Origin of the sequence: Microcystis sp. M083S1, from assembly GCF_020246405.1 — a bacterium.
GTDB lineage: Bacteria > Cyanobacteriota > Cyanobacteriia > Cyanobacteriales > Microcystaceae > Microcystis > Microcystis aeruginosa_C.
In genome coordinates this window covers 1-16159 of record NZ_JADBTB010000018.1, presented here as the reverse complement: position 1 = coordinate 16159, position 16159 = coordinate 1, and the positions used below count along the sequence as shown (strand labels likewise).

The 16159-nt window shown below is 44.0% G+C and carries 14 protein-coding genes and 1 pseudogene; 7 read left to right on the top strand and 8 right to left on the bottom strand.

What is annotated here, in order from left to right:
- Positions 1-39: 39 nt before the first annotated feature.
- From IM450_RS01480 to IM450_RS01455, 6 genes are all read right to left on the bottom strand, one after another.
- Positions 40-2706: a methyl-accepting chemotaxis protein gene (locus IM450_RS01480; protein WP_287664278.1), complete on the bottom strand. Its 2667-nt coding sequence runs from the start codon at positions 2704-2706 to the stop codon at positions 40-42.
- Positions 2707-2799: 93 nt separating this feature from the next.
- Positions 2800-3330: a chemotaxis protein CheW gene (locus IM450_RS01475; protein WP_287664276.1), complete on the bottom strand. Its 531-nt coding sequence runs from the start codon at positions 3328-3330 to the stop codon at positions 2800-2802.
- 45 nt (positions 3331-3375) lie between these two features.
- Positions 3376-4599: an RNA-guided endonuclease InsQ/TnpB family protein gene (locus tag IM450_RS01470; protein WP_287664274.1), complete on the bottom strand. Its 1224-nt coding sequence runs from the start codon at positions 4597-4599 to the stop codon at positions 3376-3378.
- 182 nt (positions 4600-4781) lie between these two features.
- Positions 4782-5147, bottom strand: coding sequence for a response regulator transcription factor (locus tag IM450_RS01465; RefSeq protein ID WP_004267922.1), 366 nt, complete (start codon positions 5145-5147; stop codon positions 4782-4784).
- A gap of 757 nt (positions 5148-5904) precedes the next feature.
- Complete coding sequence (locus tag IM450_RS01460; RefSeq protein WP_004267923.1) at positions 5905-6162, bottom strand: hypothetical protein; 258 nt, start codon at positions 6160-6162, stop codon at positions 5905-5907.
- 55 nt (positions 6163-6217) lie between these two features.
- Positions 6218-6340, bottom strand: coding sequence for a DUF4388 domain-containing protein (locus tag IM450_RS01455; protein ID WP_004267924.1), 123 nt, complete (start codon positions 6338-6340; stop codon positions 6218-6220).
- Between the two features lie 649 nt (positions 6341-6989).
- Here IM450_RS01455 and hmpF point away from each other — a divergent pair.
- The 3 genes from hmpF to IM450_RS01440 all read left to right on the top strand — a co-directional run bounded on the left by hmpF (position 6990) and on the right by IM450_RS01440 (position 10715).
- Complete coding sequence (hmpF, locus tag IM450_RS01450; protein WP_287664268.1) at positions 6990-8630, top strand: pilus motility taxis protein HmpF; 1641 nt, start codon at positions 6990-6992, stop codon at positions 8628-8630.
- Positions 8631-9411: 781 nt separating this feature from the next.
- Entirely contained in the window at positions 9412-9636 is a 225-nt protein-coding gene (locus IM450_RS01445; RefSeq protein WP_004267926.1) for a hypothetical protein, read from the top strand.
- Positions 9637-9905: 269 nt separating this feature from the next.
- Complete coding sequence (locus tag IM450_RS01440; protein WP_287664265.1) at positions 9906-10715, top strand: phytoene/squalene synthase family protein; 810 nt, start codon at positions 9906-9908, stop codon at positions 10713-10715.
- Positions 10716-11014: 299 nt separating this feature from the next.
- Here the strand turns inward: IM450_RS01440 and petD are convergent, their stop codons facing one another.
- Together petD and petB are read right to left on the bottom strand one after the other, a co-directional pair.
- Entirely contained in the window at positions 11015-11497 is a 483-nt protein-coding gene (petD, locus tag IM450_RS01435) for a cytochrome b6-f complex subunit IV (RefSeq protein ID WP_004267928.1), read from the bottom strand.
- A gap of 51 nt (positions 11498-11548) precedes the next feature.
- Positions 11549-12217, bottom strand: a complete 669-nt coding sequence (petB, locus tag IM450_RS01430; protein ID WP_002738970.1) for a cytochrome b6 — start codon at positions 12215-12217, stop codon at positions 11549-11551.
- 238 nt (positions 12218-12455) lie between these two features.
- Between petB and IM450_RS01425 the strand changes: the two genes are divergently transcribed.
- The 4 genes and pseudogenes from IM450_RS01425 to IM450_RS01410 form a co-directional block, all read left to right on the top strand.
- A complete protein-coding gene (locus IM450_RS01425) occupies positions 12456-13892 on the top strand; it encodes a circularly permuted type 2 ATP-grasp protein (RefSeq protein WP_287664262.1) in 1437 nt (478 codons plus the stop codon).
- Between the two features lie 82 nt (positions 13893-13974).
- Complete coding sequence (locus IM450_RS01420) at positions 13975-14976, top strand: alpha-E domain-containing protein (RefSeq protein ID WP_287664259.1); 1002 nt, start codon at positions 13975-13977, stop codon at positions 14974-14976.
- On the top strand, positions 14976-15842 hold the full coding sequence (locus IM450_RS01415) for a transglutaminase family protein (protein WP_287664255.1): 867 nt from the start codon (positions 14976-14978) through the stop codon (positions 15840-15842). The genes IM450_RS01420 and IM450_RS01415 overlap by 1 nt, the downstream gene beginning before the upstream one ends.
- 243 nt (positions 15843-16085) lie before the next feature.
- A pseudogene (locus tag IM450_RS01410) lies at positions 16086-16159 on the top strand (transposase); the annotation flags it as partial.

Below are 16159 nucleotides of genomic sequence, written 5' to 3'. Positions count from 1 at the left end.
TAGCGGCTAATCAATAACCCACCGATTACCGCTCACCCATTATCGATCATCTTCCGAGTCTACCTTAAACCGTTCTACCGAAGAAAGCAGCCCTCGGGAGATACTAACCAATTTTTGCAAGGAAACCGCCACCCGTTGGGATTCTTGGGAAGTTTCCTGAGCGGTTAACTCCACCGACTCCATAACTTGGGCGACATTGAGAGAATTTTCCCGTTGTTTGACCGTATCGGCGGTAATCGAGCGCACCAGCGTATCGATGCGGTTAGAAACTTGGATAATATCTTCTAGGGACTTCTTGGCCTGTTCCGAGCGCTCGGTGACATCGATAACCTGTTGAATCCCTTCCTCCATCGCCGTCATTACCGAACCCGTTTCTGATTGAATCTGTACAACGATCTGTTCAATTTCCTTAAGAGATTTAGCAGCTCTATCGGCCAACTGACGCACCTCATCGGCCACAACCGCAAAACCGCGGCCCGCCTCTCCCGCTCGCGCCGCTTGAATCGAGGCATTAAGAGCCAATAAATTAGTCCGCGAGGCAATCTGAGAGACTACTGCGACAATTTTCGAGATTTCCTGGGAAGCTTCCGCCAAACGCTTGACTTTTCGCGCCGTTTCTGATACAGTGTCGCGGATTTGCAGAATTCCCGCCACGGTTCTTTCCACGGAATCACCCCCCTTCAGGGCGGTAATCGAGGAAGTGCGGGCAACTTCTTCGGCTTCTCTGGCGTTTTCTGCCACCCGTTGAATTGAGTCGGTCATCATCTGTACCGAATTAAGGGTGACGGCCAATTCCTCCGCCATCCGCAGGGCATCGCTAGACTGATTGCGGGCGAAAGATTCACTATTGGTACTGGATTGATTCACCTGTTTTGCCGCTTTTTTCACCTGTCGGACAATTTCGCGCAGGTTTTGGATAGTCAAATTAAAAGCATCGGCCACCGCCCCTAAAAGATCTGCGCTCACCTCCGCTTCCACGGTCAGATCCCCCCTAGCCGCTCCTTCCACATCATCGAGAAGTTGAATCACTTGCCGTTGTAGGTCTTCCTGTCCCCTTTCCGTTTCGGCGGCGCGGCGTTGGGCCTCCGTGGTGGTAGTTACCACCACCTGGGCCATCTGATTGAAACGATTGGCCAATTGACCGAATTCATCTTCCGAGTAGATCGTCGCTTTAGCGTTAAAATTACCTTCCGAGAGATGAGCGAATTGGCTTTGCAGATCGTTGAGACTCCGCTTAATCTGACTAATGAGCAACTGTAAACCTAGCCAAGTTAGGGCAAAAGCTCCCAGTCCAGTTAATAACATCTCGGTTAGTACCGGTTGACTGAAAGGGGAAAGGCGGGCTGGGGCTGGTTTCGGGGCAACTTTTTCGGTTTTTTCCTTGCTATTCGGGCCCGGTTTGGCAGCCGATAGAGAAAATAGCCAAGAGGTGGTACTAACGGCAAAAATTAAGATTACAGGGGTAATACCCGCTAAAGCCGCTAGAATTAGTTGTTTTTTGCCTAAAGAAGCATTGACAAAAAAGGCTAATTTGCCCGGATTGACTTCCACCACTGGCTTGAGCAGGCGCTCGGAAACAGGGCCAAGATGACTATCTTTTTTGTCATCGGGGATTTTTAGACGAGAAGGATTAAAACTAGGCTCTCCCACAGCAGAACTGGCATTAAGGCGCGCACTGGGTTCGGGGACAAAACCAGCAGTTACAGTTTCCTCTCCCGAACGGGTAAATAGCTCCGATTCCCCCAGTTCTTCGGCTATATCCGTCAGATCCAGTTGGGAAAAACCGCCTAAATCCTCATCCTCATTATTGAGTTTTGGTTGCCTAAAATCTCCGGTTTCTTCCTCCTCGTAGCTTTTTTGAGTGACTATGCCCTGATTAAGGTCAGTTTTCGCCGCTTGTCGGTCGGTTGGGTCCGTATCAGTGACAAAAGTGCTTGTTTCTGGGGTATCGGGATAGGATAACCCCTGATCTCTCCCAGTGACGGGATTTTCCCACCAGTCAGAGGAAGCCGTAAAAGTGGTTTCTCTCGTTGACCCTAACCCACCGCCCCACCCTTCCTGCAGCGTGTCAATCTCCTCTGCTTCTAAAAAGGGGAAAGGGGGTTCTCCATCCGGAGAATCGCCGGACAAATGGGAACCGTGAGAGCCTGAATCGGCCGGGATAAGGGAACTAAAGGCGGTTTCCTCCGATTCCCCAAAATCATCTCCATAGGAATCGACTGTACCCGCCGTAGGCTCCCCGATATCCTCGTCATTGAAAAGACCACTATCCCAGTCGATTGCATCATTTTGCCCGGGATCAGCCGCTTGCGACCGCCCAGACAAAGAATTGCTGAAACCTTGACTGGGATCGAAAGCTGCCTCGCTGTAGGCAATGCTTTCCGCAGCAGCGATCATAAAATCTCCATCCTCGGCTTCAAAACGCAATTGCTGAATCTGATCGAGACCCCGTCGAGCATAATCTACCAGATCAAAGAAATTGGGAGAATTTTTAGCCAATTCCAGCACTTTTTCGTAACGTTCCTCGGCCAAGCTGTATTGTTGTAGTCCTAAATAAATGTGTCCCTGTAAAAGCAGGACGTTGGGATCATCGGGATACTTGCCGATCATGTCTTTGACAATGACGGCGGCATCCTCAAGGTTGCCCTGGCAATAGGCGGTGTTAGCCTTTCCATAGAGTTTCGCATATTCTTTCCCTGACGGCATTTGCCCCTCCCCTAGTAAAGATAAAGTGATCAAGTAGTTAGTAGTTTCAAGAAATAATTGCTATAAATGCTATTCTGCTATTTTTTTGAGGTTTTAAGCCGCCCAACGGGCAGAACGGAGTATGGCCAGATGATCGAGTAGTCTTAAGGTTTTTTTTGATTCTTGGCCCAGAATCCACTCTCCCTGCACATAGGGGGCGATCTGATCGGGAATACTGACGGCACTACCTAGTTTATCTGGGTCGAGCCATTCCATATCTCCCAAACGTTGCACCGCTAAACCGAGGATCTTTTCCTGTTCTTCGATCACAATTACGGGAATTTCGGATCGATCGGTATTTAAGCGGCTATTATCCCCCAAAAATTGACCGAGATCCGCCACCCAGATCACTTGACCCCGGAGATTGATCGCACCGAGGAGCAAGGGTGAAGCATTGGGAATTGGGGTAATGCGATCGAGTGGTTGCTGTATTACCTCGCAAATGCCCACAGCACTAAGGGCAAACTCGTCCTGAGAGGGTAGATAAAATCGTAAGTGCAGTTCACCGACGGGAGTTTGTAATTCCTGAGTGTCGGGGGCGATATTTTGAGCGTCACCAGCAAATAAATCGGCGTCGTTAAGCATTTGTTTGGTTCTCTTGCAACTAATAGTTCGTTGACGCTCCCCGCTCTAAAGAGACGGGGATTCTTCGTTCATTGAGTCTCCGTTAGCAAGCAGGATTTCTCCAACCAACCAAGAGGGAATCTCTCCCGAAGCGTTTAAAGTTTGCGTGCGCCCCACGCTACTTAATCCCTTTTGCAAGATGTTTAAAGCGGCGTTTCTGTCTCGACAATCTGTATATCCACAATGAGGACAAACATGGGTTCGAGTAGATAGCGACTTTTGGACTTTTTGTCCACAATTAGAACAATTTTGAGACGTATTATGGGGTGAGACAGCTATAGTTAACTTGCCGTATTTGTCCCCAAAATACTCTAGCCATTGCCTAAAAACAGACCATCCTGCATCGGTTATCGACTTCGCTAAATGACGATTCTTGACCATGCCTTTAATATTTAAGTCTTCATAAGCGATTAAGTCGTTAGACTTAACTAAACGGAGTGCCACACTCTTGACAAACTCTTCTCGTTGCCTACTTACTCTTAAATGTTTTCGAGCATATCGCTTTCTAGCTTTGTGATAATTACGAGATTGTTTTTTACCCTTGCGGTATTTCTTTGACTTTTTCCTGTTTAATCGGTTTAGTTGTTTTTCAGCTTTTCTGTAATATTTCGGACAATCAACTTGATTGCCTTCGCTATCTACTAAGAAAAACTTTAATCCGACATCAATCCCAGTGGTTTTCTGGGAAGGTGTTAAAGGTTTAACCGTGTCTCTGGGGTCTAATTTAAGGCAAAACTGCACATAATAACCATCGGCACGATTAAGGATTCTTACCCGTTTAATCTGGTCTGGTTGATAATAATTAATATCTCTAGAACCAATCAACTTAAGAGTACCAATACCTTTTTTGTCTGTAAAGGTAATATGACGTTTATCTTTTGATAGCTTCCATCCAGATACTTTATACTCAACGGAACGGGAATGTTTTTTAAACTTAGGGTAGCCTTTCTTTCCTTTAACTTTATTTTGGCAATTATCATAAAACCGAGTAATTGCCCGCAAGGTTCTTTCTACGGCAGTCTGGCAAGCATGGGAGTTTAAATCATCAACAAATTTAAACTCTTTCCTTAATGCTGTGTTGTATCGAAATAACTCTGTTTTGCCAACACCAGGATTATCCATCCAATAACGCAGAACTTTATTCCGAACAAATTGGGTTGTCCGTATTGCCTCATTAATGGCTTCTATCTGATTAGGTTTTGGCTTAACTTTGTATTCTAGTACAAACATTTTGACACTGCTTGACCGAGTATCAATATCTTAACACAAAATTCTTTAAGTTGACAATACATATTTATTTAAAGCCGCCCGACCCTGCGCGGACATGGCGGGGCTTGTACCCAAATTTTCGGTCAGCGTTTTTAGCTGTCTTGACCTATAGCATAGCTAGACTGTCACCGGTGAAGGCGATTTTATCGGCGTAGCAGCTGTTTAACAGTGCCAATGAACTCAATCGGTTCAAAGGGTTTGACAATGTAGGCATCGGCTCCGATTTTCATGCCCCAATAGCGATCAAAGACTTCCCCTTTCAAGGAACAAATGATCACGGGGATATTTTTGGTTTTGGGATCCGACTTAAGACGACGACATACCTCATAACCATTGATGCGGGGCATGACGATATCGAGGACGACGAGATCGGGATTGGCTCTCTGAATATGTTCGAGGGCCTCCACCCCATCTTTGGCGATCGTGACCTTAATGCCGCTATTGCGGAGTAGATCACAGATCAGTTCCCGTTGCGCTTGGCTGTCTTCTACCAGCAATATTTCTCTCATAACTCCCTACCCAGCTAGGCCGCCAAGAATAACAATGGAATAAAGATGCGCGATAATAGTTTCCGTTGACCCGATGCTCCGAAATTGCTCCCATTTTTTGCCTCCAACGCACTCTGAAATTTATCAGGGGGTTTCCCTCTCAACAAGGACTTGATTGACCCCTTCGGGTTTTATTCCTACATTTCCCAATTCCACTGTTAGAAACGACTAGCCAAGAGATTTTTTTTTGGGTTTGGGGTTTAGTGTCAGGTTTTAGGATGTTAGGGTTTTAGGGTTTTAGTTGACATTCCCCTATCCTGCCATTACGCTAATTCCCCCATTCCTCTATTCCCCTCAAGGTATTTTTCCAACAGCAGTCATAACTCATTTTCGCTGAAAGGTTTGCTTAAATAATCGGTTGCCCCCACCATTTTGGACTCTCTTGGATTTGGTGGGTAAAATGTATTCTAAGATACATTCGTGCCAGGGAGCGAGTGGGGCGCATCTCACATTTGCGGGAATACCGACAATCAGCAATTATCAGTGACTCTTGGATGACTACAAATGTATCAGCAGCTGTCTGTAAGCATCCTACCGACAAGCTAATGCGCTCCGGGGTTTGGGAGCGGCACTTCGACACATTTCGACACATTTCGACACATTTCGACAGGCTCAATGTAAAAGCTCAGTGGCCGCGCCTCGCCCCCAACGGGTGGTTTGGGGGTAGAACCCCCCAAAAGCTTGGATTGAGTGATAAAATCGGAAGTAATACCGGATTTTAGCCGAGAGTTTCCCCGTAAAAATCCCAATTGGTAGATTTACAAAAATGAGATGCACCCAGCGAGTAGCGAGTGGAACGAACCACAAAGACACAAAGGACACAAAGATTGATCGCTCCTATATAAGTTAAACTGATCACACAAAGAATGAGAGAACCCATTTTGGCTTTTACCCTTGCCAGCAGCCCCCCTTGACCGGTTAAACCGTCGAGTTTTGGTAGGGCGATATCCCAGAGAATGAGAGCCGCTTCGATCACTATAGCCTGAGCGAGAGCTTCTAATGGAAAAGACCACAGGAATAGTTAGAATTTTCTAAAATACTCTCGACTTTTTCACCAATACTGAGATCGTTATCAATAGTTCTCCTGTTCTTTGTCCTAATTCAATCAATTGTAAAATACTGGGAAGGTCAATCTCATTGAAACTTCCTTGCATAATTTCTCGGAATCTCCCCCACTAGACGCTATTTATTTTAGTCTAGAAGAACCGATAGCAGTTATCTTAATGTTGAGGTACGAAGTCTCTGGTTTTAGGTGTTCGTCTGGGGATGATGCCAAATCTCGTCATACTTCATCTTTAGGAGAAACGCTGTCTTCCTTCCTCTTGTCACTAATAATAAATCTGATAAGCTAATTATGTAAGATATTTTTCAGTAAGCTTTGCTGCATTTAAACTAGCCTTTGAAATTTTCAGTACAAAAGGTCTAGCTTTCTATCCTTGCCTCTCGCTCTCACGCCGTCTTAACCGATAATTTAGATGTATGGTCAGCTTATTCAAACTGCAGCCAGAGGTAAAAGGGGTGAGAAAACCTGATCCGATTTATGAGATTGACTGCCGAATTTTTTGAGACTAGGTCAGTAAATTGGTGCTGAAAAATCTTCAAAAATTTAAAATTTTCCAGTGGGTAAGAGGAAAAATTGAGAACAAATGTATGTCTCAAAAAGAAAAAATCGAATGATAGAAACTAAAAATTTTTTGGCAGCCGATGGTTACACTGAAACTATAGACAGGCCGCTCCCAGCCTCGATCATCAACTCTCTATAAAACCAATTACAAAAACTTTCATCACACAGGAAGACTACTCGTGCTATACCTTGCAGAAGTAAAAAAACAGACTAAAGGTTTTATCGGCGGTTACAAAACCGAATTGAAACTATTGGCCTGTCAGCATAAAGATCAGACGTGGAGTGCCATAGCGGGGAACGATATCTTAACCTACGACGAAACTAACTCCATAGGAGAAGGTGCGCTTCTCTTGGTGAATTTGAGCGATAATCGTCAACTGCAAGGAAACCCAGAATTAGCGGGAGCAGAGATGGTGCGACAACTGCAAAAGATTTCCCGTTTGATGGAGCGCAATAAGGAAGATCAAGAGAAAATCGATCAGTGGAAACAATCCCTCACCTATCAAAGCGAGATTCTCAACCGCCAGAAAATGGAAATGGAGGCAAGAATTGATCAAATTGAGCGAATAGAAGCAGAATTCGATTATTTAGAGGGCAAAAGACAAGAACTGGAAAACCTAAAACAACAATTACAAGAGCAACAGCGACACCTGGAAGAAGAAAAAGTAAATTTCAACTCCTCCCCCAATCTTTCCCCAGAACAACAACAATTTATTCGTTCTCTAGCGGAGAGTTTAGCTAATAATCACGATCTGGGCAATCCTCCCTCACAAATTCTCTATTCAACTCTTGAATCTGTGCAGGGACAACAGACAATTTTAAATAGTTGTTGGCAGAGTTTAGAGGAGCAGAAAAAAGCTGTAGAAAATCGTCAGGTCGCCAACGAACAAATGCTCAATCATCTCGAACAAAGAGCCAGGGAATTACAGATAAGTCGTACTGCTTTGGAAACAACGAAAATACAACTACAAATACAAGAAACTGTTCTGAGTCAAAAACAGGAATTATTTGATCGCCTTAACCTCACCCTACAAACCACTGATTCTACTCGACAAATGCTTATTCGTCTCGCCCAAGCAGCAGACCTAGATTTTGATGGTAAAATCGATCTAGAAGCTCTTGAAAAAATGCCTTTGGAAGAATTGGAGAGCTTAGTTAACAATCTAAAAACAGACCTCGATCGCTTGGAACTTTTTGTCAATGACCAAGAGGAAGAATTAACTCTCCAATCCCAAACCGTGGAAGAATTAGAAGCAAGAATGACCACAATAGATGAATCCCAGCGAGCTAATTTAGCAGAAGAATTAGCCGAGGAACAGGAGAGAAAAGGAATGCTGGCGGAAACTTTGGTCGGACAGAGACGTAATCTTCGAGAAAGGCAAGCTATTCGCTCTCAACATCTGAAAATTCTGCACCGGAGACAGGGAATTTTATCCCCAGAAGATGCCCAAAAATGTAGCTTTGAACCAGTGTTAATTCTCCTGGAGGATAGTTATCAAAATAATCTCCAAGAAAGTCAACGTTTAGCAGCAGAAATCAAGCGACTACAAGAGGATTTACAAAAAAACAGAGATACTATTGACGAGCAATGGTCAGATTTAGAGCAAAAAACTCGTGAATTTGAAGAACAGGAGCGACAATGGCGCGATGCTAATCTGGCATTAGTGCGTTTAAAAACTCAGATACAACAGTACGAAACTTTCCTGCAACCCGTGCAGGATCATCTCGATCAAATCCGTCAAAAACTAGAAAATATTTCCCATTGGTTTATACCTATGGAATCTAATGGTATTGCATATCATTACGCTATTAACAGTTAGGCTTAATTAGGGTTCCTGAACAAATAACACAGGGTAATTCAGAAAAAGATTTCTCCCTTCTTGCCGATAACTTTTATAGCTTTTTATCTATATCGATTTAAATCTAGGGGTTCTTCGGTTGGTCTTATGCAACGTACAGGGTTATAAGGAATGAAACTCTTATAGAGAAAGACATTTGGCGATTTTTGTTAATTGTTTTCGATCTAGAGCGAACTAATCAATTAAATCTCTTGCCAGATAAGGATTTAGTCCATTTATGCCACCCTATCGAACCATACTAAGTAACGAAGAACCAATCTAGGTTAGATGTGGTGTAGACTAAGATTAGTAATTTATACTCAGATAGTTAGGGCTTGCTGAATAATAGTAAAACCCTTGTTGGTTAAGACTTTTAGAGTTTTTGTAAATCAAAAAGTACCAGATATGGGAGTGATCGGGGGGAAAATTCAGGGACTTTTTCCCTGAAAATTAGGTAATTGACCCCTTCAAAATCGGTAAAACCCTACACCCCAAACCCCACACCCCACACCCTGCCCCCAAGAAAAACTTTTTGCCGCAAACCCTAGTTATGAGACAATCCGATCGAGAAATAATGATTTTAGCGGCTGTGGCCTCCCTCTTAGCGGTGGTGGCGGAAGTAGTGATCGCTTTTTAGATAAAAAAAACTGATTTACGGGGTTAAAGTCCGGCAAAATTGGCAATCAATGCCGAGGAAAGATATCGATACAATGCTTGTAACAGGGGCGGCAATTGCGATCGCCTCGATGAGGGAAATTAAAGCATGAGTGTTAGTGTAACGGGTCAGGTAAAAAGAATCGAAATAGGCACAGGAACTTGGGCATTAATTGCTGATAACGGTCAAACCTACGAATTAATGGAACCGCCTGCCGAATTAACTCAAAAAAAGGCAAAAGTGACAGTTATGGGTGAAATTCGTTCAGATGTGATGACTCTGGCCATGATCGGGCCAGTTTTACAAGTGACCTCCTTTCAATCCCTGCCATGAAGCCGCAAAATACTGCTTAAAAACGGGTAAAATCGGCTTTTTAAGCCCGTAATCTCGAAAAATTACCCTAATTATCCCTCACATATCCCAGAAAGAAAAATTGTCAAGAATACCCTAATGGTTGATTTTTTCGGGAATAATCTCGAAATTTTGAATAATCATACTACAATGGACAGCAACTTGGTCTTAGGAACATCGGAATAACCTAAACCGATCTGTCTGATTGGTTTAACTCGTAGTTACCTAAGTTGGCGTGAGGAGAGGACTGAATGAATTTGCGCGATAATGCTTTAACGATTCTGCAAGAAACGAGTCGAACTTTTTATATTCCCATAAGCCGTTTACCGGATCGTCTGCTCGAGGCAGTAGCCTCAGCTTATCTCTGTATGAGGGCGATCGATGAAGTAGAAGACCATCCCGACCTAGATAACTTCAGTAAATCTCAGATATTAAGACAAATTAGTCTGAATTTACAAGCAGGTACCGAAAATTCTACCGAAGAGAACTTTGCTTTTGGCTTAGTCCATCGGGAGATTTTGCCGGAAGTAACCCTGAGAATTGGCGAATGGGCCCTGTTAGCACCGGATTCGATCGCCCCCCGGGTCTGGGATGCCACGGCGGCCATGGCCGATCGCATGGCCTACTGGGCCGGAAATAACTGGGATATTCGCACAGAAGTGGAATTAGATCAATATACCTTTAGTGTGGCCGGTGCCGTGGGTTTATTGCTGTCTGACCTCTGGAATTGGTACGACGGCACTCAAACTAATCGCAGTTATGCCATCGGTTTTGGACGGGGTTTACAAGCGGTTAATATTGCCCGCAACCATGGCGAGGATCTGCGCCGGGGGGTAAGTTTTCTGCCCCAGGGTTGGACAATTAGTGATATTCATAATTATGCCCGTCGTAATCTGAAATTAGCCGATTATTACACTCAATCGCTGCCTAATGGGCCGGCCCTTGATTTTTGTAAGATTCCCCTCGCTTTAGCCCATGGCACTCTCGAAGTCCTAGCGTTAGGTAAGGAAAAACTCAGCCGCAGCGATGTCATCGCTTTGGTACAACAAATTACCCGATAGAAGAAATCACAATTAGGGTTGGCTGAATAAATCTAAAAACCTTGTTGGGTAAGACTTTTAGACTTTTTGTCAATCAAAAAGTACCGGACTGGGAGTGATCAGGGGGAAAATCCCTGGACTTTTTCCCTGAAAATTAGGTAGTTGACCACCTGAAAATCGGTAAAACCCCACACCCCACACCCCACACCCTGCCCCCAAGAAAAACTTTTTGCCGCAAACCCCAATTAAAATTGCCCACGATCGCTCTTCCAAAGTCTGGAATCACAAGCGTGGGCAAAAAACCGGTGAAGTTCAGTAACTTAGAACAAACCGAGAGTTAAAGATGTATCGATGGGGAAAGTGGCACCAATACCTAACCAAATCGTGACCACAGTACCAAATAGGAAGATAGCGGTAGCGACGGGACGACGGAAAGGATTTTGGAATTTATTGACGCTTTCAATAAAAGGAACTAACATCAAGCCTAGGGGAACGCCAGCCATGCAAGCGATACCTAAGAGTTTGTTAGGAAGAATACGGAGAATTTGGAAAACGGGATAAAGATACCACTCTGGCAGAATTTCTAAGGGAGTAGCGAAAGGATCGGCAGGTTCACCGATCATGGTGGGATCCATAATCGCTAAACCGGTGCAGAGTCCGATCGTACCAAAGATAACCACCGGGAAGACATAGAGCAGATCGTTAGGCCAAGCTGGTTCACCGTAGTAGTTGTGACCCATCCCTTTAGCCAACTTAGCGCGTAGAGCGGGATCGCTGAGATCGGGCTTTTTTAATGTGGACATGGATAATGTCTCCTAAAAATGATTTCGGATCGACAGAGATATTTTTCTGAATTATAGAGGCCCAGAAATGCCTTGTTTACGGATCATCAAGAAATGTAGCAACATGAAGACCGCGATCGACCAGGGTAGTACAAAGGTATGTAAGCTGTAGAAACGGGTTAAAGTTGCTTGACCGACGCTTTCGCTACCGCGCATCAGGGTGACGAGTTGATCACCGACGACGGGAATAGCAGCAGGTACACCGGAAACGATTTTAACCGCCCAGTAACCCACCTGATCCCAGGGTAAGGAGTAACCGGTGACACCGAAGCTAACGGTGATCACGGCCAGGACAACCCCAGTTACCCAGGTTAATTCCCGAGGTTTTTTGAAGCCACCGGTCAGATAGACGCGGAAAACGTGCAGGATCATCATTAACACCATCATACTGGCGGACCAGCGATGGATAGAACGAATTAACCAACCAAAGTTGACTTCGTTCATGATGTACTGTACCGAGGAGAGGGCCTCTGCTACAGTGGGTTTGTAGTAGAAGGTCATGGCGAAACCAGTGGCAAACTGGATCACGAAGCACACAAGGGTGATACCACCAAGACAGTAGAAGATATTAACGTGGGGGGGAACGTATTTGGTGCTGATATCATCAGCGATCCCTTGAATTTCTAAGCGTTCCTCAAACCATTGATAGGCTTTGGAATCCGTTACTTGTTTGGTAAACATCGCGTAACCAGTAAGAAAAATGAAAGATTTAAGGTGTGACCTTTAAAAAATGTAACACAGTTTTCAGGGCTAATTCTCGCTCTTGTCAGGTTTCTCCACCGGTGGGGATCAATTGGCGATCGCTAGACCTGAAAAACGGCTAACTTCCTAAAATTTCCCTTAAAATGTCTCCTAGACTACAAAAAATCGGGCCAATTGTCCGACACTGGGAATAGGTAAGGTATGGAATGAGGTCAGTGTGCTATTAAATACCTACGATCCCGAAGGCTTCTACGACGAACTATTCTTAGATGATGGTCAACCTCGTCCCCACGCGTCCCCTTTAATCAAATGGTTGCAGAATCTGCCGCCCCGAGAACTTCAACAACACCGGGAAACCGCTCAGTCGGCCCTGTTTGAATTGGGGGTGACTTTCAATGTCTATAGTGACAATCAAGGGGTAGAAAAAATCTTTCCTTTTGATATTATTCCCCGAATTGTCTCGGCTGAGGACTGGGATTATTTAGAAAGAGGCCTGAAACAACGCATCAAAGCCCTCAATCTTTTTCTCTCCGATATCTACAATGATCAATTAATCATTAAAGATGGCATTATTCCCCCCGAATTAATCGCCTCGGCGACGGGATTTCTTAAACCCTGTCTGGGACTGAAACCCTCCGGAGGTATCTGGTGTCACATCACGGGAACCGATTTAGTCCGCGATAAAGATGGTCAATGGTACGTTTTAGAGGATAATTTGCGGGTTCCTTCTGGTATTTCCTATGTCCTCGAAAATCGTCGGGTAATGAAAAGCACCTTCCCCGATATTTTCCAGACAATGAATGTTAAACCAGTGGATGATTATCCTTCCCATCTGTTGGAAACTCTCCTCAATTTAGCCCCACCCCAATTACCTAATCCCACCGTGGTGGTTTTAACCCCCGGAACCTATAATTCTGCCTACTTTGAACATTCTTTTATCGCCCAACAAATGGGGGTAGAATTAGTGGAAGGGCGTGATTTAGTTGTCTTTGATGGTTATCTACAAATGAAAACTACCAAGGGATTAAGACGGGTAGATGTGGTATATCGTCGCCTCGATGATGACTTTTTAGATCCGGCGGTTTTTCGTCCCGATTCGATGTTAGGTGTACCCGGATTATTAAAAGTTTTCCAGGAAGGCCGCGTCGCTTTAGCTAATGCCCCTGGTACGGGAGTCGCCGATGATAAGGTTATTTATGCTTTTGTCCCGGATATGATCCGTTATTATCTGGGAGAAGAAGCGATTTTAAATAACGTTCCTACCTATCTTTGTTGGCGAGAAAAGGACTTAGATTATGTCTTAAATAATCTCGATAAGTTAGTTGTGAAAGCCGCTAATGAGTCGGGAGGTTATGGGATGTTAGTTGGTTCTCAAGCTACCCCCGAACAAAGGGCAGAATTTGCCCCACGCATTGCCGCTAATCCCCGCAATTATATCGCTCAACCGGTGTTAAGTCTTTCTCGGGTTCCCACTTTAATTGACACGGAAATTGAAGGTCGTCATGTGGATTTACGTCCCTATATTCTCCATCGTGGCGATGAAATTTATGTGCATCCTGGGGGGTTAACTCGCGTGGCTTTGAAAAAGGGTTCTTTAGTGGTTAATTCTTCTCAAGGTGGTGGCAGTAAAGACACTTGGGTTTTAACCAAGTAATCAGGACAATAATCGAAATTTTGCTGGGTTAGTAACCCACCCTACTCTTTCCTTTTTCTTTTTCAATTTTTCCTGGTTAATTATGCTTAGTAGAGTTGCCGATTCAATTTATTGGTTAAATCGCTATATTGAACGGGCAGAAAATGTCGCCCGGTTTATGGATGTTAACCTTAATTTAATGTTAGATGTACCTACCAGTGTTTTGCAACAGTGGGAACCTTTAGTTTTAACCACGGGAGATTTAGAACAATTCAAGAAACGTTACGGCACAGCCACCGCAGAAAATGTGATCAATTTCTTGACATTTGACACGGAATATAGTAACTCAATTATCTCTTGTTTGCGCTGGGCGCGAGAAAATGCTCGGTCAGTTCGCGAGATTATTTCTTCGGAAATGTGGGAACAGGTTAATGGTTTTTTCTTGATGGTAAAAGATGCTTCCTCTTACCATCCTCAAACTACTTTACCGAACTTTTTTACCCAAGTTAAATTGGCTAGTCACCGTTTTGCGGGGGTAATGGATGCGACGATGACTCATAATGAAGGTTGGCATTTTGGCGTTATGGGAAGACTACAGGAACGCGCCGATAAAACCGCCAGAATTCTTGATGTTAAATACTATTATCTCTTGCCTTCCGCTCAATGGGTAGGAACTTCTCTAGACCAAATTCAATGGATTGCTTTACTGCGGTCGGTGAGTGCCTACGAAATGTATCGTAAATGTCAACGACGGATTACTCCTAGTGACGTGGCCGAATTTTTAATTCTTAATCGAGAATTTCCTCGTTCAATTCACTTTTGTCTGCGGGAATTAGACCACTGTTTGCATCAAGTTACAGGGACTCCTATAGGAACTTGGGGCAATTCGGTAGAAAGAAGTTTAGGGCGACTTTGTGCGGAAATGAGTTATCTAACCATCGAGGATATTATTGAAATGGGATTGCATGAATTCCTCGACCATATTCAAAAAAGAGTTAATGATGTGGGAATAAAAATGACAGAAACTTTCTTTGTTTTTAATCCCGAACTTGCCTCAACTCTGCCAGTAACTAACTTTCAATATCAATCCCAATTAACAACTTAATGCGTTATTACATTCGACATCAAACTAACTATTTCTATAATCAACCCGTGATTTTATCACCCCATCTGCTGCGCTTGCGACCAAAATCCGATGGTGGGCAAACTTTACGAGAGTTCACGCTCAAAATTAACCCAGAACCTTTAACGATAACTAATATTATCGACCTCGATGGTAATTCTTGTTTACAAATTTGGTTTAATCAACCGACGGAAGAATTATTGATTGATGTGGTGAGTGAAGTGGAAACCCATGGGGTTAATCCTTTCCAGTATTTATTGGAACCTTGGGCGACCTGTTTACCCTTTGATTATCCCATTTCTCTTCAAACTCAATTACAACCCTACAGACAATTTTATGGGTTAGCTAATGACCCCGATGTGGCAGCACTAGCCCAAGAAGTTATGCAGGAAACTGAAGGACAGGTGCTATCTTTCCTGTTTAATCTTAATGACAAAATTTACCGCAATTGTCAGCAAATTATTCGTCTTACCGGGGAACCCTATCTACCCGGAAACACTTGGAAAAATAAGCAGGGTTCCTGTCGCGATTTTGTGGTTTTATTTATGGATGTGTGTCGCTGTGTGGGATTAGCTTCCCGTTTTGTCAGTGGCTATCAAGAAGGAGATTTAGACCAAGAAGAAAGACATTTACACGCTTGGGTAGAGGTGTATTTGCCGGGGGGCGGCTGGAAAGGTTATGATCCTACCCATGGATTAGCGGTGAGTGACCGTCATATAAGCCTCGTTTCTAGCCCAATTCCCCGTTATTGCGCCCCGGTACAGGGAAATGCTCGACCGGTTAGTCTCGGTCATCAAGTGATAGAATCTCAGCTATCATCGACAATTTCCATCGATTTGTTATCTTGAGGATGATTGCTTATGGGTCAAGGATTTGGCACAGCAACAAAAGGACATTTAGGCTATGTTTTATCTTGAATGTCGGGGTGAAGACCCTCGCTTTTAGCGACGGGATGAAACCCCGACCAGTATAAAACAGCGAAGCACGACATTTCGAGGGGCTTCGATGTAAAAGCTCAATGTTCACTAAAATCTTGACAATCCGATGCTCTACAGGTTAACTTAAAATAAGTTGTTTGAGGTCGATAAACAATGATTGTCTTAGAAATGAAAGCCGTGGTCAAACCAAGTCAATGTTCTGCCATTGATGAAGCTATTCGTACAGT

Bases quoted from the DNA above. Each gene is read 5' to 3' on its own strand.
- IM450_RS01480 (WP_287664278.1), bottom strand. From the start codon at position 2,706: ATGCCGTCAGGGAAAGAATATGCGAAACTCTATGGAAAGGCTAACACC.
- IM450_RS01475 (WP_287664276.1), bottom strand. From the start codon at position 3,330: ATGCTTAACGACGCCGATTTATTTGCTGGTGACGCTCAAAATATCGCC.
- IM450_RS01470 (WP_287664274.1), bottom strand. From the start codon at position 4,599: ATGTTTGTACTAGAATACAAAGTTAAGCCAAAACCTAATCAGATAGAA.
- IM450_RS01465 (WP_004267922.1), bottom strand. From the start codon at position 5,147: ATGAGAGAAATATTGCTGGTAGAAGACAGCCAAGCGCAACGGGAACTG.
- IM450_RS01455 (WP_004267924.1), bottom strand. From the start codon at position 6,340: ATGCAAGGAAGTTTCAATGAGATTGACCTTCCCAGTATTTTACAATTG.
- IM450_RS01445 (WP_004267926.1), top strand. From the start codon at position 9,412: ATGAGTGTTAGTGTAACGGGTCAGGTAAAAAGAATCGAAATAGGCACA.
- IM450_RS01440 (WP_287664265.1), top strand. From the start codon at position 9,906: ATGAATTTGCGCGATAATGCTTTAACGATTCTGCAAGAAACGAGTCGA.
- petD (WP_004267928.1), bottom strand. From the start codon at position 11,497: ATGTCCACATTAAAAAAGCCCGATCTCAGCGATCCCGCTCTACGCGCT.
- petB (WP_002738970.1), bottom strand. From the start codon at position 12,217: ATGTTTACCAAACAAGTAACGGATTCCAAAGCCTATCAATGGTTTGAG.
- IM450_RS01420 (WP_287664259.1), top strand. From the start codon at position 13,975: ATGCTTAGTAGAGTTGCCGATTCAATTTATTGGTTAAATCGCTATATT.
- IM450_RS01415 (WP_287664255.1), top strand. From the start codon at position 14,976: ATGCGTTATTACATTCGACATCAAACTAACTATTTCTATAATCAACCC.